Here is a 20,886-nt window from a genome sequence, read left to right as displayed (position 1 = left end):
ACACGGTATGGAAAGGGCGGGCGTCGATGACCTCACCAGCGGAACCCCACGCGAGCGCAGCATCGACCGGGCGGGTGGTCGTCGCCGGCGCTGGCGGATTCATGGGCCGCTATCTCGTTCGGCGGTACCGCGAGGCCGGGCGCGAGGTCACCACGGTGGGCAGGTCAGGCGCAGACGTGGGGTGGGGCGACGCCGCGGCGCTGCACGCTGCCATCGACGGTGCAGCGCTCGTCATTGGGCTTTCAGGCAAGAGTGTGAACTGCCGATACACTCCCGCGAATCGCGCCGAGATCATGAGTTCACGGACGAGCACAACCGAACTCCTTTCGCGTGCGATCGCGGCGGCTGACGCTCCCCCGCCACTCTGGGCCAACGCTTCGACGGCAACGATCTATCGCCACGCCGAAGACCGCCCGATGACCGAATCCGAAGGCGATATCGGCACCGGATTCTCTGTCGACGTGGCCCGCGCCTGGGAGGAGGCGCTGTTTCGTGACGAGCTACCCAACACCCGACGCGTGGCAATGCGAACGGCAATCGTGCTCGGTGACGGCGGCGTGCTCGCGACACTGCGGATGCTCGCCAAACTTGGCCTCGGCGGGGCGCAGTACGACGGCCGTTGGCCGGTCAGTCGAGCGCGCGTGCGCGCGGGCACGGGACACCGGTTCGCCGCGCGGCGCGGTACACAGCGGTTCAGCTGGATCCACATCGAAGACGCGGCCCGCGCCATCGACTTTATTGAAGAGCACCCGGAGCTCGACGGCGCCGTGAACCTCAGCTCGCCGAACCCCACCAACACTCGCGGGTTCATGCGAACGCTTCGGCGCGTGCTCGGCACTCCGTTCGGGCCGCCGCTGCCCAGGTGGGTGCAAGAGATCGGAGCTGTGGCGATCCGCACGGAAACAGAGCTGGTGCTCAAGAGTCGGTGGGTGCTGCCCGAGCGCCTCGAACAGGCTGGATTCACGTACGAATACCCCGAGCTCGACCCCGCGCTCCGCGACGCGTACGCGAAGTAACTTTGCGGCGCGAACGGGCCGAATCGGCGCGATGCAGCGCTACCCAGAGTTATTCAGCGCCGTGAATGAGACCGAGGATCTCGTCTTGTAGGTCTTGGAACTCAACGGTGCGCTCGGATGCCAGCGTGCGGGGTCGCGGGATCGGCACGTCGACGATCTGCTGCACTCGCCCCGGGCGCGGGCTCATCACGACCACGCGATCGCTCGTGACAACAGCCTCGCCAATGTCGTGCGTCACGAGCAGCGCCGTCAAACGATGTCGTTCCCAGATTTCGAGCAGGAGCTCTTGCATGGTGCGCCGGGTGAGCGCATCGAGGGCGCCGAACGGTTCGTCCATCAGCAGGATATCGGGGCCGTAGCTCAGCGAACGGGCCAACGCGACGCGCTGCTGCATGCCGCCCGAGAGCTGCGCGGGGCGCGCACGCTCGAACCCTTCGAGTCCGACGAGACCCAGAAACTCGCTCGCGCGAGCCGCTCGCGCGGCTCGCGACAGCCCCGCCTCGCCTCGCAGCGCGAACTCAACGTTCTGCTGCACAGTGAGCCACGGCATCAGAGTTGCCTGCTGAAACACCACGCCGCGATCCCGACCCGGCCCCGTGATCGGAGCACCGTCGACCTCGAGACTGCCAACGGTGGGCTCGTCGAGGCCTGCAATCAGAGACAGGAGCGTCGACTTACCGCACCCCGACGCCCCGACAATTGACACGAACTCGTTCACGCCGACCTCGAGGTTCACGCCCTCAAGCGCAATGACCTCGCCGAAGCGCTTGGAAATACCGGTCGCGCGAAGCTTGGGTGCAAGCTCTGAAGCGGGAGCGGGTGCGTCTTGCGCGCTCATGAGCGGCCCTCCTGGTAGGCGAACATGCGACGACCGGCGGCGCGCATGGCCTGGTCGAGAATCAGGCCGAGCACACCCAGCACCAGTACGTAGCCGATGATGAGGTCCGTCTCGAAGAAGCGCTGCGCGACCGTGATGCGATACCCCATGCCGCTCGAGGCGGCGACCAACTCGGCGACAACGAGCCAGGTCCATGCCCACCCGAGCGTGATGCGCAGCGCATCCCAGATGCGGGGCATCGCTGACGGGACGACGATCCTGACGAGCTGCTGCGACCACGTCAGTCCGAGCGTCTCGCCGAGACTCACAAGCGTGCGGGGCGTGCGACGCACTGCGTCTGCGACCATCAGTACCTGCTGGAAGAACGTGCCCATCCAGATGATCAAGAACTTCTGGTTCTCGTCGATGCCCACCCACACGATGGTGAGCGGCACGAATGCCACGACCGGCATATACCGAATGAAGTCCATCAGCGGTTCAAGTGCCGCCTCCACGCGGGAGTTCACGCCCATGAGGGTGCCGATCGGGATTGCCATCACGGTCGCGATCGCGAACCCCATCAAGATGCGGAAGGCGCTCACCCCGATGTCAGCCCACAGCTCGCCGTTCGCAATCTGGTCACTCAGCGCGCCGAGTACCGCTCCCGGCCCCGGCAGGAACATGGGGTCAGCGAGACCCGTCGCGCCCACGGCCCACCACACGGCGATCAGCACAACAAACGTCGTGATCGCGGTGACGAGGTAGGCGGGGCGGCCAATCGGTCGCCCGATCCGCGCGCGCCTGCGGCGCACTGGTGCTGAGGATGTGACGTCAGACATGCTGGCTATTCAGTGAGGAACTCTGCGCGGATCGCGGTCTGTGCGTCCACGTCGCCCGAGATAAGGCCGATGCGCTGCGCCACCGACACCAGCGCGGGCAGCGTTTTCGTTGCGTACTCGCCCGTGAGCTGCTCACTGTTCTCGGCGAGCGAGTAGTAGTGCACGCCATCGAACGCTGTGTCGAGATCTGCGGCGTCCGATCCGACACCGGCCGCGATGATGCCGCGTGCGGAATCAGGATCGCTCTCGTAGTAGGCGACCGAGTCATCCCAGGCGGCGAGCACCTTTCGCACCTCGTCGGGGCGTTCGTCGAGCACGTCGTTGCGCACGACGAGCACGTCGGTAATGAGGCCGGGGAACTCGCCGGCGGTCGTGACCGCATTGACGTCTGCGTCAGATCCGAGCGCTTCGCTAATGTACGGCTCATAGGTAACCCCCGCGTCGACGCGGCCCGCGAGCAGCATGGGGGTGACTTTGTCGGCGGACGACTCGACCACGTCAATGTCGTCGAACGAGAGCCCAGCCTCGTCGAGCGCCTCGGCAAGCAAAATTTCACTCGTCGCACCCTTTTCGAACGCGACCGACTTGCCCTTGAGGTCGGCTGCACTCTTGACGTCCGAGGTGCTCAGGATCGCGTCCGCAGCCGTCGACGAGTCAAGCATCAGCACGATTGAGACGTCGACCCCCTCGTCGATGAACTGCAGTGCGGCCTGCGCGCCGACGTTCGCCATGTCGAGTCGGTTTGCGGCGAGCGCGGCGTTGACATCTGAGTCGGCGTTGAAGCTCGACAGCTGCACGTTGACACCGCGATCCTTGAAGAATCCCTGGTCTTCTGCGACGTACCACTGGCCGTACCCGAGCCACGGTTGCGTGCCCATTCGCAGGGCGTCGCCCGAAGCACCGGCGTCGCCGCCGGAACCGCTTGATTGTGACGAACAACCGGTCAGTGCGAGCGCGAGCGCGGCGGTCGCTGCTGCGGTCAGAGTGAGCGTGCGTGTAAGGCGGGTCACGGCGATCCTTTCGAGGTGGCGCGGCTTCGCGCGTGCTGGCGCGACTCCGCGCGCAACCACCCCAGTTTACGCGACGACCCCCGCACCCCCGCACCCTCTCCCTCTCTCCCCTCCTCCCCTATCCCCTGCCCCCTTGGGTGAGTAATTTCTGACGCTTTCGCCTCGCGAAGCGTCAGAAATTACTCACCCGCGAGGGGAGGACGGGAGGGGCGGGGACGGGGCAGCGGACGGGGGCGGGGCAGCGGGCGGGGGCCAGTCGCGGGTGAGGGCCAGGACTTGCGCGCGGCTTTCCGCCCCGAGCTTCACCAGGATGCTCGAGACGTGCGTCTTTACGGTTGGCACCGAAATGTTGAGCGCGCGGGCGATCTCCGCGTTCGAGCGCCCGAGCTGCAGCGTGCGCAGCACGTCCAGCTCACGAGCCGTGAGTGTTTCGGCGCCGACGGGTCGCGCCTCCACTGGGCCAGTAGATCGGCCATTCGTTCGGCCACCAGCGCTTTCTCCCGGCTCGGCCGCCGCCACCGCCGCGAGCGCCCTGCGCGTCACTCTCGGATCAAGCACGCCCTCACCCGCCGCAACCCGCCGCACCGCATCGACCAGCGGCCCGGCCTCGGTTGTTTTCAGCAGGAACCCCGCCGCTCCCGCGCGAATCGCCCCGAGCACGAGTTCGTCTTCGTCGAAACTCGTGAGCACCAAGACGGCGCCCGTACCAGCGGCAACGATTTCACGGGTCGCCCCGATTCCGTCGAGACGCGGCATGCGGAGATCCATGAGTACGACATCGGGTGTGAGTGCCGCCGCGTTCTGCACGGCTGCGAGCCCATCGGCGGCCTCCCCGACCACGTCGATGCCGGCCCGCTCGAGCATGATCCGCAACCCCTCACGAATCATGCCGTGGTCGTCTGCAATCAGTACGCGTGGTGCGCTCACGTCGCTACCTCCTGCGGAATCTCCGCCCGTACTTGCCAAGTCGGCGAGGCGGCAGTTGGCTTGGCGGCAGCTGGCGCGGCAGCGGCTGGTTCGGCACCGGCAGCAACACCGGCAGCCGCGTCGGCAGAGCCCCCGCCACCCTCTCCAGCAAAAAACTCCCCGCCCAGCGCCCGCACGCGCTCGCCGAGCAGCGCCAACCCCGTACCGGGGCTCGCTCCCGCGAACCCGGCGAGCGGTCGCCCGCCAGTCGAAGTCACCTCAACGGCGATCGCGCCAGTAGACTCCCGCTGCAGCGTGATCGACACGCGCGCGCCAGCGGCGTGCTTCAGGCAGTTCGTCAGCGACTCCTGCACGACACGCGCAACGGTGCCGCCGGCAAGCTCGTTCACCTGTGCACCGTTGGGAATCTCGTCGCGCAACTCAATGTCGAGCCCCGACTCCCGCCCTGCCGCAACGAGGTCTGGAATCTGCTCTAAGCTCACGGTCACTGCCCCGTCCGCTGCACCACGGCGCAGCACAGAGATCATCGAGCGAAGCACCGCGTGCGCGTCAAGGCTCGCGTCTCGGACGGCCTGCAGTGCCGCGCGATCCGCCCGCACTGATGCGGCGAGCGCGGCTCGGTCGTCGCCTGAAGCCACCGGCGCAGCGAGCGCGGCCTCGCTTCTGATCGCCACAGCGGCAACGTGCCCGGCTACAACGTCGTGCAACTCGCCCGCCATGCGCGCGCGCTCCCCCCGCAACGCTGCCTCGCGGTCAAGCTCGCGCAGATGATGAGCGTCGGCGGCTCGTTGGCGATACAGTGCGACGAGTTCTTCCGACTGCGCCGTCGAGTGCGCGTACCAGTAGGTAAACCCGAAAAGCGCCCCCAGTTGCAGTGCCATCAAGATCGCAACCCGAGTTGAGCCTGACCGCTGCAGCGCAATCAGCGCGAGCACCGCCACCGTCACCATGAGTGCGACGAGGATGCGGCGGCGCTGCGCGGGCGTCGCGCGCACCACCGTGACGTGCACATACTCGAGCAGCACGATGGGCACCACGACGCCACCGAAAGTGACGAGGTCGACGCAGAACAGCACGGCCACGCAGAACATGCCGACGAGTGGCCAGCGCCGCTTGATCAGGATGAGCGCGGAGGCCGGCAGCGCCGTGACGAGCGACCACCACGGCGAGGGTTGCTGGGGCAGTACCGAGTAGACCTCCCAGAAGGCAGTCAGGTTGCTCGCCGCGAGCACGATCGCGAGAACCGCATAGACGAGCGCCTGCACCCACAGCCGCTCGAATACTCGGCGCACTGCGCTTCGCTCGCTTACCGCGGCGGGATCACTCATGCCTCCATCAAACCAGGTGCGCCCGCGTCTCGGCTCAGACCAAAGGATGACCCCGGCTCAGTCCATTCGCCGATGTGCGCAGAGCGGAGCGACGGCAGAGTAAACGACATGGACATGCTCACAACACTGCCGCTGCCACTCGCCCTCGCGATCCTTGCGCTGCTCGACGGCTTGAGCACGGGCACACTGCTCATACCTGTGTTCCTCCTCCTTGCGCCCGGCCGCTTGCGGGCCGGGCGCATCCTGCTCTACCTCGGCGTCATCACGGCGTTCTACTTCGTCGTCGGCGTCGCGTGCCTGCTCGGGCTCGTGAACGTCATCGACGCGGGCCAACGATTCCTTGCATCGCCCGCGGGCGGTTGGGCCATGCTGGCAGCCGGGGCCGCACTGTTCCTCGTGGGCCTGTGGCTCTGGTACCTCGACGTGCAAAACCGCAAGCGCGGGATCCCCGGAGGTGGTCGGCTGCTCGTCTGGCGGGAGCGACTGCTCTCCGACGAATCGGGGCGCGGCAATGTCGCGGTCATTGCCGTCGCACTTGCCGCTGGGTTGTCGGAGGTCGCAACGATGCTGCCCTACCTCGTGGGCATGACGATGCTCGCCGATGCGCCAATGAGTATGGGCTCGCGACTCGTCAGTCTCGCCGGATACTGCGTCGTCATGATCGTTCCGGCGCTATTGTTACTCCTCGCTCGGGCCGGAGCAGCCCGAGCGGTCGAGGAGCCGCTGGCGCGATTTGCCGCGTGGATGCAGCGCACTGGGCTCGAGACCTCATCGTGGTTGTTTTGCATCCTCGGCGTGCTGATCGCGCGCACGGCCTCGCAGCAGTTGCAGCTCGATCTGCCGATCATCGGGTAGCGGCGGCACGCTCTGCGGCCCACTCTGCGGCACAAAAACGGGCCGGCCTCCCCGAGGGAAGCCGGCCCGTTTTCAGCGAAACGCCTGCGCGGTTACAGTGCGGCGAATGCCTCGCGCAGCAGCTCAGCGGTTTCGGTCGGCGTCTTGCCGACCTTCACGCCGGCGGCCTCGAGGGCCTCCTTCTTCGCCTGAGCGGTTCCGGCAGAACCCGAGACGATGGCGCCAGCGTGGCCCATGGTCTTGCCCTCCGGAGCCGTGAAGCCAGCAACATAGCCGACGACCGGCTTCGTCACGTTCGCCTTGATGAACTCCGCAGCGCGCTCCTCAGCGTCGCCGCCAATTTCACCAATCATGACGATGGCCTTGGTCTCGGGGTCAGCCTCAAACGCCGCGAGAGCGTCGATGTGTGTCGTGCCGATGACCGGGTCGCCGCCGATGCCGATAGCGGTCGAGAAGCCGAGATCGCGCAGCTCGTACATCATCTGGTAGGTGAGCGTGCCCGACTTCGACACGAGACCGATCGGTCCCTTGCCGGTGATCGTCGCGGGCGTGATGCCAGCGAGTGCCTCACCCGGCGTGATGATGCCGGGGCAGTTCGGGCCGATGATGCGGGTCTCGTTGCCGGTGGCCTGAGCGTGGGCCCAGAGCTCGGCCGAATCCTTGACCGGCACACCCTCGGTGATGATCACGAGCAGGCCGATGCGCGCATCGATTGCCTCGATAGCGGCGTCCTTCGTGAATGCCGGCGGCACGAATGCGACGGAAACGTTCGCTCCGGTCGCTTCAATGGCCTCGGCCACGGAAGCGAAGACGGGCAGCTCGACGGTCGCGCCGTTCTGGTCGGTGTGCGACACCGTGGTGCCGGCCTTGCGGGCGTTCACGCCGCCGACAACGTTGGTGCCAGCCGCGAGCATGCGTGCGGTGTGCTTAGTGCCTTCGCCGCCGGTGATGCCCTGGACGATGACCTTGGAATCCTTGTTCAGGAAGATCGACATAGTGGTTCTCCTACAGTCTTTCGGCTCAGCGGGCGTTCGCGAGTTCGGCGGCCTTGTCGGCGCCCTCGTCCATGGTGGCGGCCTGCGTGACCAGCGGGTGCGCAGCCTCGTTCAGGATCGCGCGGCCCTCTTCGACGTTGTTGCCGTCGAGGCGCACGACGAGCGGCTTGTTCGCAGCGTCTCCGAGCTTGTTCAGTGCGCCGACGATGCCGTTGGCAACCGCGTCACACGCGGTGATGCCGCCGAACACGTTCACGAAGACCGACTTCACCTGCGGGTCGCCAAGGATCACGTCGAGACCAGCGGCCATGACCTCAGCCGAGGCGCCACCACCGATGTCGAGGAAGTTGGCGGGCTTCACGCCACCGTGGTTTTCGCCGGCGTACGCGACGACGTCGAGCGTCGACATCACGAGGCCCGCACCGTTGCCGATGACACCGACCTCGCCGTCGAGCTTCACGTAGTTCAGATCCTGTGCCTTGGCCTTCGCCTCGAGCGGATCTTCAGCGGCTTTGTCTTCGAGCTCGGCGTGCTGCGGCTGACGGAAATCAGCGTTTTCGTCGAGCGAGACCTTGCCGTCGAGTGCGACGATGTCGCCGGCACCGGTCAGCACGAGGGGGTTGACCTCGACGAGCGTTGCGTCTTCGCCGACGTACACCTCGTAGAGCTTCTGGAAGACAGGTACGACCTTCGCAATGAGCTCCTCGGGGAACTTCGCAGCACGGGCGATCTCTTCAGCCTTTGCAGCGTCAATGCCCACGATGGGATCGACGGCGATACGTGCGAGCGCCTCGGGCTTTTCGACGGCGAGAACCTCGATCTCCATGCCGCCCTCGACAGAGGCCAACGAGAGGTAAGAGCGGTTCGCGCGGTCGAGCAGCACGGAGAAGTAGAACTCCTGGGCGATGTCGGCGCCAGCGGCGACCATGACCCGTTCAACGGTGTGGCCCTTGATATCGAGACCGAGGATCGACTGTGCCGCCTCGAATGCCTCGTCGGGTGTCTTGGCGACCTTGACGCCGCCGGCCTTGCCGCGGCCTCCGACCTTGACCTGCGCCTTCACGACAACGACGCCACCGAGCTTTTCGGCTGCCGCGCGAACTTCCTCGGGGGTGTCCGCGACGATGCCGGCCAGTACCGGCACCTCGTATCGTTCGAATAGATCTCGTGCCTGGTACTCGTACAGATCCACGTACTGTCCTTTGCTTGGGAGTCGGGTGATCGGAGGCAGAAAATGTCTCGATGTCGAGGTAAGTCGACCATCGGTAAGCCTATCACCGCGCAATGGGCGCGCCCCGACGGTCACCCAGCATGGAAGAGCAGGCACCGCCGTCTCCCCCGCACCGGACCGAAGACAAAATACTTCCGCCCTCATCCAAGTTTCACAGCGATGAAGATTACACTCGATGGCACTGCGCCAGCCGCCTATCCGCCCCGGAACTGGTGAGTCATGTCGACGCAGCAAGAAAGAATGTACGTGAGCACTCCCGCCGGTTCCCCACCTGAAGGCTTGCGCGCGCGCAAGCGCAGGCGCACCGAAATCGCGATTGAATCGTCTGCCGTCAGCCTTGCCCTCGAGGTCGGCGTCGAACACGTGACGGTCGACGCGATCTGCGAACGGGCAGATATCTCGCGCAGCACGTTCTTCAATTACTTCCCGTCACGCGACGACGCAATCGTCGGGCGCGCGATCGAGATTCCCGACGGTGAGGCTGCCTTTTCGGTGCTCGACAGCTGCCCCGACGATCTTCCCCTCGGTCTCTTTCGATTGCTTTTCGCGGCGATCGGGCATCGCAATGTGAACGCCGAGGTCGCGCGCGATCGCTCGCGTCTTGTCGCAGAGCAACCAGAGGCCGGCCGGCTCATGATGATCTCCATCTTGGAATCCGGCTACCAGCTCGGTGCCGTTGCTGTCGCTTGGCTGACCGCCCACCCCGAGCACGCGAAACTCGAATCGCCCGAGCGTGAATCCATGCTCGCGCTTTCGCTCGTGCACGGTGCGATGACCGCTCAGATGGCGATCTGGAACCAGGCCAGCGGCGATGTCAGCGCCGACGAATCAGACTTCGTCCGCGTCGCCGCAGACTTCCGCAAACTGCTGGGCTAGCTCGCTTTCCCTGCCTGGCTCGCCAGCCACCCTTACCCCTTGTCCGCCACGATCCCGAGATCGAGCTGCGCGGCTTCTGCCTCCGTGGGGCTCAGGTTCGCGACGTATTCGTTTTTCAGCTTTGCGCCGTCACCCTTGAACGGGCCCGTGCGGAACGGATAGAAGGCGAGCGTCGGCAGTGACGCGTCGGCAGAGGTGAGGATCGCGTTGTGAAAATCGCCGTTGGCCCGTCGCAGCTCGGCGAAGATGTACGCGGGGATCTCGGCAGCAGCGACCGCAGTCGCGTCCGCGCCGTCAATGAGCTGGATGGCGAGGTGCAGTTGACGATCGCCGTGGGCGTCTTCGTACGAGATCAGGCGGTGATTCTCGACAACGGCCAGCAGCGTCTCGTGTGCATTGATGACGTCGCGCAGAGAATCGGGCCCGATCACAGCGCCATTGAAGTCGACGGACAGGTCACTGCGACCGTAGTGGAAGAGCAGCGGCAGGTCGAGCTGCTTCGTGTGGAGCATACGTTCGAGGCCGAACTCGCGCAGCACCGGTTCGAGATCGCGGAGTCGCATGACGTGACCGCGGTCGTGAATGTTGTAGCGCACGCGGGGATTGAGGTTCTCGGCGCGGGCGATGGTGACGAGCAACTCCCCCGCGCGGTTCGTCTCGATCAGATAGTTGAAGGGGTTGAACTGGAAGATCATCGGCAGCACCCCGTACTCGGAACGCTTGCTGATGCGGTCGGCGAGCTGCGGGTTTGCGGCAATCGCACGACGCAACTCGACCGTGAGGTCGGTTTCGAGTGCGAGGTTGATTTCGAGGTCGCTCGCGCCATAGCTGCCGTAGGCGGAATGCGCAACGCGCAGGATGTGATCGCGCATGCTCTCACTGATGCCCTCGCCACCGAACGCGGCAACGATGTCGTACTTCGACCAGTCGAGCCGTTCATCGTCGAACAGCGCCTTCAGAAATGGTGGGTAGCTCAGTATGACGTAGGTGTAGTTCGGCCCGAATTCGCGAATCGTCTGAATGATCTTGTTCTTGTCGGGTCCGATCGACTTGATCATGCTCACATCGGTGAGCGATGTCGTCACGTTCATGCCGGTCGCCCACGCACCGAGCGAAAACGCATTGAGCACGAACGGCGGGTGCTGCATCGCTTTTGCCGTGTTGGTGTACCCGAGCTGCAGAATCTGGCGCGTCGCCATGCGCTCGCGCGGTCCGCGCACCCAACTGGTCGGCGTACCGGAACTGCCGCTTGATTCGTCGACGATCACGCCGCGACGCGGCAGACGACCCCCGCGGCTGCGCTCGGGAATCGTCCAGCGCTTGATATAGCTCTCTTTGTCCATTTCGGGGATTGTGGCGAGCGCGGCCGACAGTCCGCCCGAAACGTCGAGCCGGCGCGGGAAGCTGCGCTCCTTCAAGAACGCACGATACGCAGGCACCTTCTTAGCGGTCTGCTCGAATGTGCGCCAGGCACGCAGCCGGCCGAGCCGCCAGCGCAGCGGTTCGATACCGGGCGCCAGCAGAATGCGGTGGGTACCAACCCGCGGCATGAGCACCCGCACGACGGCCTCAACGAGCGCGAGCACTCCGAACACAATTGCACGTCTCATCGGGGGTCTCCTTCGGCTGATACTGATGGGGTCGGCAGCAGCATCGACGCTGCTGACCGGCGATGAGCGAGCGGCGGGTACGCGCTGTAGCCGATCCGGAACAGCATCCAGGCCATGCGCCCGTCGCCCTCTCTCGCTCCGGCCGCCTCCGCGAAAAGAGCGTGCGAGCGGGGGTTAGTGATGACCGTGCCGAACGGGTGCAGCACGACGCCCTGCCGGTGCAGTTCCAGCCAGGTTCGCATGAACGTACGCCCGGCCTCGATGTAGTCCGCTGGCCCGTCAAATGGACCCTCGATCCAGGCGAGTTCGTGCACTCCGCGCATCGTGCGCAGATAGATGGCGCGGATCGCGGATCCCACGACCGGTGCCCGCCAGAGCCCGCGGTGCGCCATTGCGTAGCGCAGGATCCGGCCGGGCATCAACATCGCCTCGGCCGACAGCCCGTCTGACCGCTCAAGCGCCTCACGCTTCGAAAACCGCAGCCACTCCATAATTTCGGCGTAGACGGCGTCGTTCTCGAGATCGTCGAAGAGTGTCGCCTGGTTCACGCGCACGATTTTGCGCACGAGGTCGCGGTCATTGGTGTGCCGGAACGTGTGTCCGGCTGCTTCACAGATGCGCTCGACGCCGCCGATAACTTCGCCGGGCACCGAGCGGCTCAGGTAGGGGCGCCGCGATGTGCGGCGGGAGCGCAGTCGGTCGAGCGCGGCGCCCGCCTCCACGCGCTGTGCGTCGGTGAGTTCGATGGGCCGCAGCTCGACGTCGGCAAAGCGGTGCAGACGGTCTGCGCCGTCGAAGTCCATCTCCGCGTGATCCAGCGTCTCGCGCACGTCAAAACCGGCCGCGCGCGCAACGACTCGAAACGTCTCAAGAAACACCCCGGCGCAGACGTGCGCGAACGGGATGCCGAATGATTCCGCGGGTAGCCCGAGGTCGAGGTCGTAGTAAAGCGTGGCGGTGCGGTCGTCGCGAGGCCGGAGCTTGATGGGCTGCGAGTTGTGCGGGCTCGGGTACCGCCTAGCGTCTTCGACGAGGGCGGGCCACGGACTCGATGCTGCAACGCTCATGTCTTGAGCTTACGTTTCTCGCTGAGCGCGCGCGGAATTCAATGAGGAAAGGTTCACGCGCTGACCGCTACTCGACCTTTTCGATCGGTGCGAGTTTGACGAGTAGTTTGCGTTCGCCGACGGTGTCGAACACGACGTGTGCGATGCGTTTCGAGCCGGCGCCCGAGATGCCGGTGACGCGGCCGTCGCCGTACTCGTCGTGGCGAATGCGGTCGCCGGTCGCGAGTTCGAGATCGCCGTTGTCGCGCACCGAGCCGCCCACGAGATTGGGGAAGCCACCGCCCGCCGCCTGCGCCTCCTTCGCGAGACGCTTGCGTTCCCGCCACTTGTCGAGCGCAGACTGCATGTTTCCGCTCGCCGGCTCGCTCACCGCAGCCGAGCCAGACGCGCTCCCCCCGGCGAACGACACCGACGAATCGGTGCGCGATCGCGACCAGGATCCGCTGCCCGCCGATGTGCGCGGCGCGTTCAGCGCACGAGACGCCGTGCCGCCGCGCCCCGTCACCTCGCCGGGCGACTGCCGCCAGTCGATGAGCCCTTCGGGAATCTCTTGCAGGAACCGCGACGGCATCGCGACGGAGACATCGCCGAAGGTCGCCCGCGTCGACGCGAGGGTCAGGTATAGGCGTTCCCGGGCACGCGTGATGCCGACGTACATCAACCTGCGTTCCTCGCTGATGCCACCGACCTCGTCGACCGACATCTGGTGCGGTAGTAGACCCTCTTCAACGCCCGTGATGAACACGGCTTTGAACTCGAGTCCCTTCGCCGTGTGCATCGTCATGAGCGATACCGTGCCGCTTGAATCGTCGAGATCGTCGGCTGCGGCGACCAGGCTCACCTCGGTGAGGAACGCGAGCAGGCCGGTGCCCGGCTGCTTCACGTCGAACTCGCGCGCCACGGCGAGCAATTCCTCGAGGTTCTCAGCACGCGCATCGTCTTGCGGATCGCGCTTCGCCCGCAGCTTTTCAATCATCTCGGTCTCATCGAGAATCAGCTTCAGCACGTCGCCGACGGGAGCGGGAACGGCCTCTTCGCCCGCCACATCGGTCGAGCCGCCGCCCACGGCCATGCGCGAAGCGCGAGCAAGAAGCTCACCCAGTGCCCGCACCGTACTGCGAATCTTCGGCCCAATCGCAGTGACCTCTTCGGCCCGCAGCATTGCACCGTGGAACGACAAGCCGTTGGCCTCCTGGAAGTTCGCGAGGTGCGCCTCGGCCATTGCGCCCACGCCCCGCTTCGGTGCCCCGAGCAGCCGCGACCAGGCGATCGGGTCGTAGGGGTTCGCGATGCTCGTCAAGTACGCCATCGCGTCTTTCACTTCGGCGCGCTCGTAGAACTTCGTGCCACCCAGCACGCGGTAGGGAATCGCCGAGCGAATCAGCAGCTCTTCAAGCGCACGCGTCTGCGAGTTCGTGCGATAGAACACGGCGACATCGCTGTACGCCACACCAGCGCGGTGCAGGTCTTCGATCTCTTCTGCGACGAACCGGGCCTCGTCGTGCTGAGAGTAGCCGGTAAAGCCGACGATACGCTCGCCATCACCCTCCGATGTCCAGAGACGCTTCTCTTGGCGGTCGAAGTTGTTGCCGATCACGGCATTCGCCGCGGAAAGAATGTTCTGCGTTGAGCGGTAGTTTTGCTCGAGCTTCACGACCTCAGCGCGCGCAAAGTCGCGCTCAAACTCGACGATGTTACGAATGTCGGCGCCGCGGAATGCGTAGATCGACTGGTCAGAGTCACCGACGACGGTGAGACTTGCGCCCGGAATGCGGCCCGACTCATCAAGCTCTCGTGGGCGCGCTGGCGGCACGAGCCGTTCAACCTCAGCCACCTCGACGGGCCTAGTGAGCTCACGAATCAGCGAGTACTGGGCGTGGTTCGTGTCTTGGTACTCGTCGACCAGCACGTGGCGGAACCGGCGCTGGTAGATCGCCGCGACGTCGGGGTGCGCGCGGAACAGGTGAACGGTCTGACCGATCAGGTCGTCAAAGTCGAACGCGTTCGCACGCCTGAGCTCTTGCTCGTACATCTTGAAGATCTCGACGAACAATCGCTCGCGCGGATCGCTCTCGTTCATCGTCGCCGCGTGCGCGTCTGCGTCGACGAGCTCATTCTTCAACTTCGAGATCTTCGCGCCGGAGTTGGCGGGCGTGAACCCGTATGTGTCGGCGTCGAGCTCCTTAATGATGCGTTTCAGCAGCGCGCGCGAATCGGCGGAATCGTAGATCGTGAAGCCTGCGACGTACCCGAACCGCTCGGCCTCGCGCCGCAGAATGCGCACGCACGCCGAGTGGAACGTCGACACCCACATGCCCTGCGATGCATCGCCGAGCAACCCGTCGATTCGCTCGCGCATTTCGGCGGCAGCCTTGTTCGTGAACGTGATCGCGAGAATCTGGCTGGGCCAAGCTTCGCGCTCGCGAATCAGGTGAGCGATACGGTGCGTCAGCACACGCGTCTTGCCAGAACCCGCACCAGCCACGATCAACAGCGCGGGCCCGCGCGTCGTCACGGCTTGCGCCTGAGCCGGGTTCAGACCATCCACAAGCGGGTCGGCGCCCGGGCTGTGTACGCCCGCGCCGCCACCGATCGGGAGCCCTGACGGGTCGAGAAGTTCGAAGTCGCTCATTGTGTCCATTAGTCTACGAGGCGGCCCCGACATTCATGCCCGCTGGCACGGCGTCAAGTGTCGGCGCGCAAATCTTGCAGAATAGAAGCTATGTCCTCTTCCGCCTCCCGGCGCCCGTCTGTGCTCGTCTTCGCTACCGGCGGCACGATCGGCATGCGCCGCACAGAAAGCGGTCTCGCTCCCGATCCAGATTTTCCCGAGATCCTCGAAGACCTCGTCGCCCGAATCTGCGTGTCACTCGGCGTCGAAGCGCGCGTCAACCATCTCTCCCCCGCGATCGACAGCGCCAATGCAGACGCCGCGACCGCCCCGAAGATCGCCCGCGCGGTGCGCGCACGCGTGCGCACGCAGCGCCCCACCGGCGTCGTCATCACGCACGGCACCGACACGCTCGCCTACACTTCGGCGCGCCTCGCCTTTGAACTCGGCGATCTCGGGGTGCCGGTGGTCATCACGGGCAGCCAGCTCGCCCACGGTGAGTCGGGTTCCGACGCCATCGGGAACCTCACGCTCGCAATTCGCGCTGCGGTGAAAGCCGCCCCAGGGTCGCCCGCAGCCATCGCGTTCGGCGGAAAGCTGCTGCCCGCGGTCCGTGCAACCAAACACGACAGCGTCTCGTTTACGGCGTTCAGGGCAGAACTGCAGCTCGCTGGAGGTGCAACCGGTGTGCCCGCGGCCCCGCCCCTCGACGACGAGGCTGCTGCGTCAGGTGCTGCCGCCCCGGCACGCATCTTGAGTTTTCGCTTTGTGCCGGCCGTCTCCGCAGACGATCTACGCGCGGCTGTTGGCGGGCGCCCGCACGGACTCGTGCTCGAGTGCTACGGCAGTGGCAACGGGCCGATGGCGCGACCGGGCATGCTCGGCACGCTGCGAGAGCTGTGCAGCGAGCTGCCGGTCGTGGCGGTCACGCAGTGCGTCACTGGCGGTGTCGATCTGAGCCGCTACGCCGTTGGGCGTGAACTCGCAGCGGCCGGCGTCATCGACGGCGGAGACCTCACGCTTGAAGCGGCGATGGGAAAGCTCGGTTTTCTTCTCGATCGCGGCCACCGCGGCGCAGAGCTGCGGTCCATCATGCAGCACAATCTCGTGGGTGAACGCTCGGAGTCGCCGACGTAAGTCTCACCCGTGGCGTTCAGTCGCCGAGGGTCTCGCGCATCGCGACGCCCAGATCCGGGTGGTCAACGAAGATCCCGTCGACCCCCGAACTCGCGATCATCGCAAACTCCGCCTGCCAGTCACCCCACGCTGCGCCGCCACCGGCGGCATGGAACCGCGCGTTCAAGAACTTGTTCTCGGGGCGCAGCGTCCACGTGTAAACCCGCAGCCCGCGCGCGTGAGCGCGGGCGACCAGATTTGTCGGTCCGAGTGCCTTTCCGAGAACACTCAAGCGCATCAGATTCGCCTTCGCAACGCTGACTCCATCGACCCGATCGGCGAGAAAATCTAGCCCCGCGTCGCTGCGGTACCACGAGTACGATCGCGCAGGAGCGTCGCCGACAGGTTCATCGGCGGGAGCGCCAACGTACTCAGTGAGAAACACGATCTCGGCCAGCACCCCTGCGGCACGCACACGCTCGAGCACGCCGAGTTCAAAGCACTCGATCACGAGCCGGTCGCGGCGGTCGTCCCACCTCGTCGACGCCAGCTCGGCGAGGAGCAGAGCGGCGAGATCGATCCCACGATCCTCGTAGAAGCGTGCGTGCTTGATTTCGACTACGACGCCAATCTCGCGTCCCTGCTTCGCACTCTGCTCATCGATGATCGCGAATACGTCACGCAGGCGCAGGATCCCCTCGGCTCCGTCGTACTCCGTGTTATCAGGGCGGAGGCGGGGCAGTCGTTCGCGACTGCCGAGCGTTGCGAGTTCGTCCCAGGTGAAGTCCTCCGTGAACCAGCCCGTCAGCCGGTCACCGTCAACCACCTTCGTGGTTCGTCGATCCGCGAACTCAGGGTGATCCGCCACGTCGGTCGTACCCGAAATCTCGTTCTCGTGCCGAACGACGAGCACGCCATCGCTGGTAGCAACGATGTCCGGTTCGACGAGGTCTGCGCCGAGTTCGCACGCCAGACGATACGAAGCTGCCGAGTGCTCTGGGCGGTAGCCGGGGGCTCCACGGTGACCGATGACGAGCGGGCGGCGGTGGGGGCTGACCATGTCATCCAGACTAGGGCAGCGCAGGTGAGACAGGCTGGTTGCGCCCAGAGTGAACGAGACCCCAAAGTCACAGCCGATCCGAAGCGCTCCCTCGATACACTGAATTAACCATACGCCTGGAAAGGATCCCGACGCATGAGCAATCCGGCTCTCAGCAACAACCCGGCACTCAACGGTAAGACACTTACCGCCGATGAGCTGCGCCGCATCTACGAACAGCCGGCCGCGCAGACGCAGCGCCCTGGCCTCGACACCCCGCTGTCGCCGCCGGCGGCCGATGCGAACTACGGCGGCATTCAGCCTCCCGTGGTCGCGCCATCTGACAAGCCGATGACCTACGAGAACACAATCTCGAAGACCATCCTGCTGTTCGTGATCGTGCTCGCGTTCGGTGCGATCGGCTGGTTCTTGCCGGCGCTATCGCTGCCCGCAGCGATCATCGGCCTCGTACTCGGCCTCGTGAACTCGTTCAAGAAGCAGCCGAGCGTGCCGCTGATCGTGCTGTACGCGGTGTTCCAGGGCATCTTCCTCGGTGGCATCTCAGGCATTTTCGAGGGTCAGTGGTCCGGCATCGTCTCGCAGGCGATCATCGGCACCCTCGTCGTGTTCGGTGCGACGCTGCTGCTCTTCCGTAGCGGCAAGGTGCGCACCAGCCCGAAGATGAACAAGATCTTCATGGTCGCCATCGTCGGTTACCTGGGCTTCTCGCTCGTGAACGTCGTGCTCATGGTCACCGGCGTGAACCAGGATCCGTGGGGCATGCTCGGCGCGACCATCTTCGGCATCCCGCTCGGCCTGCTCATCGGCGGCCTGGCCGTGCTGCTCGCTGCGTACTCGCTGGTGATGGACTTCGAACTCATCCAGAACGGCGTGAAGAACCGCGTCCCCGAAAAGTGGGCATGGTCCGCTGCCTTCGGCCTGATGGTGACGCTGATCTGGCTCTACGTCGAGATCCTGCGCATCCTCGCAATCCTTCGCGGCAACAACTAGTTCTCGCGCTTCACGTGGGCCCGGTGCTTCTGCACCGGGCCCACTTTTGCGTGTGGGGGCGCTCCGCACTCCTGCCTCCCGCCGAGCCCCTTTTTCTTCACCGAGTCCCTCTCGATAGAGCGCATTTCGGATAGGGGCTCGGCCACGGGCAAGGGGCTCGGCCCCACCACACCCACCACAACCGAGCGCGCAGCGCTACTCCGTCACGGCGGCAGCGCCGCGTGTGCGAAGATCGTGAGGTGATCGGTGACCGCATTCGCCTTCGGCGTCAGGAAATTGGAATGACTGCCCAGCAGCTCGCGCGCGATGCAGAGCTCTCCGCTGGGCAGATGAGTCAGATTGAGCGCGGCAACAGCGATCCGAGCCTCGATGCGCTCCGCCGGATCGCCCGTGCGCTCGGCACACCACTGTTCGATCTCTTTGCGGATCGCGAGGATCTGCCCGTGCGCGTCGTCCGAGAATCCGATCGTATGATTGTGCGTTCCCCGCGCGGCGGAATCTCGTATTCGCGAGTCTCGCCTGGCAGCGGCCGTCTCGAAGTACTCGCGGGCGAACTCGCCGCCGGCTCCACCTCCAGCGACGAGCCGTGGTCTCACCCGCCGAGCGAAGAGTGCGTGCTGGTAACGGCGGGCACGCTGACGCTCGAGGTCGACGGCGCGGTGTTCACGCTCGAGCCGGGCGACAGCGCCTACTTCGCTTCTGCTCACCCTCACAGGTTCGTGAATCACACAAGCGATGTCGTGAGGTTTACACTCTCAGTTTCGCCGCCCAGCTACTAGAGCAGACGGTACGCAATACGCACCCAAACCCGTCCACCAACCACCTCGTAATTTTATGTGATTGAAGTTTGCTTCATTTTGAGTAAACTTGCGTGCAGCGCGAACCAATCGCGCCCTGCTGCCCACACCGTCGTGGAAAGCCGCACACACTCACAGATCACAGGTGCCCTATGAGTAACGAACGAGTGAAACCCGCACTCACGTTTCGTATCGGACTTTTCGGCGCGTTCATCGCGCCGATCGTGTTCATCGCTTCGACCATCATTTTCTTCGTCGTATTCCGCGCGTTCGACATGAACGCCCTGACCGCGGCAGCCCTGGCCGGCCTCTTTATCGCCGCGCCGTTCGCCCGCAATTACCCCACGTTCTGGGAGGCCGCGGCGCGCGGCATCTCCTCGAAGACCTCGGTCACACTGTTCCTGCTGCTGTTCTCGATAGGCCTGACGTCGTCGATGATCAAGTCCTCGGGTATCTCCGAAGGCTTCATCTGGATCTCGCTCTCGATCGGGGTACACGGTGGTCTCTTCATTGCGATCACCTTCGCCGCGGTGTGCGCAATCGCGATGGCCACTGCCTCGTCGCTCGGCACAATGTTCACAGCATTTCCAATCTTCTACCCGGCCGGCGTCGTGCTCGGCGCCGATCCAGTGCTGCTCGCGGGCGCCATTTTGTCGGGCGCGCTCTTTGGCGATAATCTCGCCCCAATTTCTGACTCTACGGTTATCTCGTCGACCACGCAGCGCTATCGCACGCGTGAGGGCACGGCGGAGGTTCCGGGTGTCGTGGGCAGCCGGTTGCGCTACTCACTCACTGCGGCGGCCCTCGCGTTCGTGCTGTTCCTCGTGATCGGCAGCGCCGTCTCCCCCGGCAGCGACGCTGTCAGCGGCGTGCAGGCGGGCGACTTCTCCGCGAAGGGCCTGTGGATGCTCATCGCAGTCGTCGCACTGCTCGGCACCGCAATCGTGACTCGCAACATCTTCAAGGCGGTGACCGCCGGGCTTATCGTCGGCATCATCGTCGGCCTGCTCAGCGGTGCGCTCGCACCGTCCGGCATCATCGGCGTCGAGGGTGACGCGATCACCGGCTTCCTGGTGGGCGGCGTGGCGAACATTCTGCCGATTATCGGGCTCAACGTGGTGATCTTCGCCATGCTGGGTGTGCTCGAGAGCGCTGGCGTGCTCGATCGCCTCGTCGACGCCGTCGTATCGAGCGGCTGGGTCACAACGCCACGTCGTGCCGAACTCGCGATCAGCGCGGGAACCCTCGCGACCACCACCCTGTTCGCCGGCGTGAACGGCCCGTCCATGCTCGTCTTTGGCCCGATTGCAGACCGCATCGGCGCCCAGGTCGGGCTCCATCCCTATCGTCGCGCGAACGTCATGGACTGCACGGCGCTCGGCATCGGCAGTGTGGTGCCCGTCGTCAGCTCGTTCCTGTTTATCGCGAGCCTTCTGACGGTCGACCAGGGCGACGCACCCGCACTGGGGCCCATGGCCATCTTCACGGGCGCGTTCTATCCCCTGGTACTCACCTGCGTGATACTCGTCGCGGTAATCACCGGCTGGGGCAGACGATTTGAGGGCATCAACGGTGCCGTCGAACGCAGCGCCGCCAAGGCCCAGATCATTCTCGACGGCCCGAACACCGCCGACGAGGATCAGGTCGCTCACGCGACCGGCGCCACGGCCCCCGCCACGGCCGGCGCTGCCGCCGATCCGGCACCCGCGCACCGAGCCCCATAGCCCGCAGCCACGTAGCC

General features: G+C 65.3%; 18 protein-coding genes. 7 read left to right on the top strand and 11 right to left on the bottom strand.

The features are described 5' to 3' along the window. Positions 1-26 precede the first annotated feature (26 nt). Positions 27-1,016, top strand: a complete 990-nt coding sequence (locus ACFWHR_RS05490; protein ID WP_382447255.1) for an epimerase — start codon at positions 27-29, stop codon at positions 1,014-1,016. A 49-nt stretch (positions 1,017-1,065) separates the two neighbouring features. Here the strand turns inward: ACFWHR_RS05490 and ACFWHR_RS05485 are convergent, their stop codons facing one another. From ACFWHR_RS05485 to ACFWHR_RS05465, 5 genes are all read right to left on the bottom strand, one after another. Then, positions 1,066-1,854, bottom strand: a complete 789-nt coding sequence (locus tag ACFWHR_RS05485; protein ID WP_382447254.1) for an ABC transporter ATP-binding protein — start codon at positions 1,852-1,854, stop codon at positions 1,066-1,068. Continuing rightward, complete coding sequence (locus ACFWHR_RS05480; RefSeq protein WP_382447253.1) at positions 1,851-2,672, bottom strand: ABC transporter permease; 822 nt, start codon at positions 2,670-2,672, stop codon at positions 1,851-1,853. Before ACFWHR_RS05480 ends, ACFWHR_RS05485 begins: the two co-directional genes overlap by 4 nt. A gap of 5 nt (positions 2,673-2,677) precedes the next feature. Next, a complete protein-coding gene (locus ACFWHR_RS05475; RefSeq protein WP_382447252.1) occupies positions 2,678-3,682 on the bottom strand; it encodes an aliphatic sulfonate ABC transporter substrate-binding protein in 1,005 nt (334 codons plus the stop codon). A gap of 183 nt (positions 3,683-3,865) precedes the next feature. Further along, positions 3,866-4,609, bottom strand: coding sequence for a response regulator (locus tag ACFWHR_RS05470; RefSeq protein WP_382447251.1), 744 nt, complete (start codon positions 4,607-4,609; stop codon positions 3,866-3,868). Further along, positions 4,606-5,937, bottom strand: coding sequence for a sensor histidine kinase (locus ACFWHR_RS05465; RefSeq protein WP_382447250.1), 1,332 nt, complete (start codon positions 5,935-5,937; stop codon positions 4,606-4,608). Before ACFWHR_RS05465 ends, ACFWHR_RS05470 begins: the two co-directional genes overlap by 4 nt. A 108-nt stretch (positions 5,938-6,045) precedes the next feature. Here ACFWHR_RS05465 and ACFWHR_RS05460 point away from each other — a divergent pair, with 108 nt between their 5' ends. After that, positions 6,046-6,792, top strand: coding sequence for a GAP family protein (locus tag ACFWHR_RS05460; protein WP_382447249.1), 747 nt, complete (start codon positions 6,046-6,048; stop codon positions 6,790-6,792). 92 nt (positions 6,793-6,884) lie between these two features. On the opposite strand, the gene sucD is transcribed toward ACFWHR_RS05460, so the two are convergent. Together sucD and sucC are read right to left on the bottom strand one after the other, a co-directional pair. Beyond that, positions 6,885-7,787: a succinate--CoA ligase subunit alpha gene (gene sucD, locus ACFWHR_RS05455; protein ID WP_382447248.1), complete on the bottom strand. Its 903-nt coding sequence runs from the start codon at positions 7,785-7,787 to the stop codon at positions 6,885-6,887. A 25-nt stretch (positions 7,788-7,812) separates the two neighbouring features. Continuing rightward, entirely contained in the window at positions 7,813-8,979 is a 1,167-nt protein-coding gene (sucC, locus tag ACFWHR_RS05450; RefSeq protein WP_382447247.1) for an ADP-forming succinate--CoA ligase subunit beta, read from the bottom strand. A 285-nt stretch (positions 8,980-9,264) separates the two neighbouring features. Here sucC and ACFWHR_RS05445 point away from each other — a divergent pair, with 285 nt between their 5' ends. After that, positions 9,265-9,894, top strand: coding sequence for a TetR family transcriptional regulator (locus tag ACFWHR_RS05445; RefSeq protein WP_382447246.1), 630 nt, complete (start codon positions 9,265-9,267; stop codon positions 9,892-9,894). A 32-nt stretch (positions 9,895-9,926) separates the two neighbouring features. Here the strand turns inward: ACFWHR_RS05445 and ACFWHR_RS05440 are convergent, their stop codons facing one another. The 3 genes from ACFWHR_RS05440 to ACFWHR_RS05430 all read right to left on the bottom strand — a co-directional run bounded on the left by ACFWHR_RS05440 (position 9,927) and on the right by ACFWHR_RS05430 (position 15,203). Further along, positions 9,927-11,504, bottom strand: coding sequence for a CoF synthetase (locus tag ACFWHR_RS05440; protein ID WP_382447245.1), 1,578 nt, complete (start codon positions 11,502-11,504; stop codon positions 9,927-9,929). Next, on the bottom strand, positions 11,501-12,571 hold the full coding sequence (locus tag ACFWHR_RS05435; RefSeq protein ID WP_382447244.1) for a hypothetical protein: 1,071 nt from the start codon (positions 12,569-12,571) through the stop codon (positions 11,501-11,503). The genes ACFWHR_RS05440 and ACFWHR_RS05435 overlap by 4 nt, the downstream gene beginning before the upstream one ends. Positions 12,572-12,638: 67 nt before the next feature. Further along, positions 12,639-15,203, bottom strand: coding sequence for an ATP-dependent helicase (locus ACFWHR_RS05430; protein WP_382447243.1), 2,565 nt, complete (start codon positions 15,201-15,203; stop codon positions 12,639-12,641). A 90-nt stretch (positions 15,204-15,293) separates the two neighbouring features. Between ACFWHR_RS05430 and ACFWHR_RS05425 the strand changes: the two genes are divergently transcribed. Beyond that, the gene (locus ACFWHR_RS05425; protein ID WP_382447242.1) at positions 15,294-16,319 is read left to right on the top strand and encodes an asparaginase domain-containing protein; all 1,026 of its coding nucleotides are present in this window, start codon (positions 15,294-15,296) and stop codon (positions 16,317-16,319) included. Between the two features lie 16 nt (positions 16,320-16,335). Here ACFWHR_RS05425 and ACFWHR_RS05420 read toward each other — a convergent pair whose 3' ends face one another. Then, entirely contained in the window at positions 16,336-17,358 is a 1,023-nt protein-coding gene (locus tag ACFWHR_RS05420; RefSeq protein ID WP_382447241.1) for a glycerophosphodiester phosphodiesterase family protein, read from the bottom strand. 135 nt (positions 17,359-17,493) lie between these two features. Here ACFWHR_RS05420 and ACFWHR_RS05415 point away from each other — a divergent pair, with 135 nt between their 5' ends. From ACFWHR_RS05415 to ACFWHR_RS05405, 3 genes are all read left to right on the top strand, one after another. Beyond that, positions 17,494-18,348 (top strand): Bax inhibitor-1/YccA family protein, encoded by an 855-nt coding sequence (locus tag ACFWHR_RS05415; RefSeq protein WP_382447240.1) that lies wholly within the window; start codon positions 17,494-17,496, stop codon positions 18,346-18,348. A gap of 221 nt (positions 18,349-18,569) precedes the next feature. Beyond that, positions 18,570-19,127, top strand: coding sequence for a helix-turn-helix domain-containing protein (locus ACFWHR_RS05410; RefSeq protein WP_382447239.1), 558 nt, complete (start codon positions 18,570-18,572; stop codon positions 19,125-19,127). 170 nt (positions 19,128-19,297) lie between these two features. After that, a complete protein-coding gene (locus ACFWHR_RS05405; RefSeq protein WP_382447238.1) occupies positions 19,298-20,869 on the top strand; it encodes a Na+/H+ antiporter NhaC family protein in 1,572 nt (523 codons plus the stop codon). Positions 20,870-20,886: the final 17 nt, after the last annotated feature.

Origin of the sequence: Leucobacter sp. NPDC058333 (assembly GCF_042726155.1) — a bacterium.
Lineage (GTDB): Bacteria > Actinomycetota > Actinomycetes > Actinomycetales > Microbacteriaceae > Leucobacter.
The sequence above is the reverse complement of the archived record's forward strand: the minus strand, read 5'-3'. Positions and strand labels throughout refer to the sequence as shown.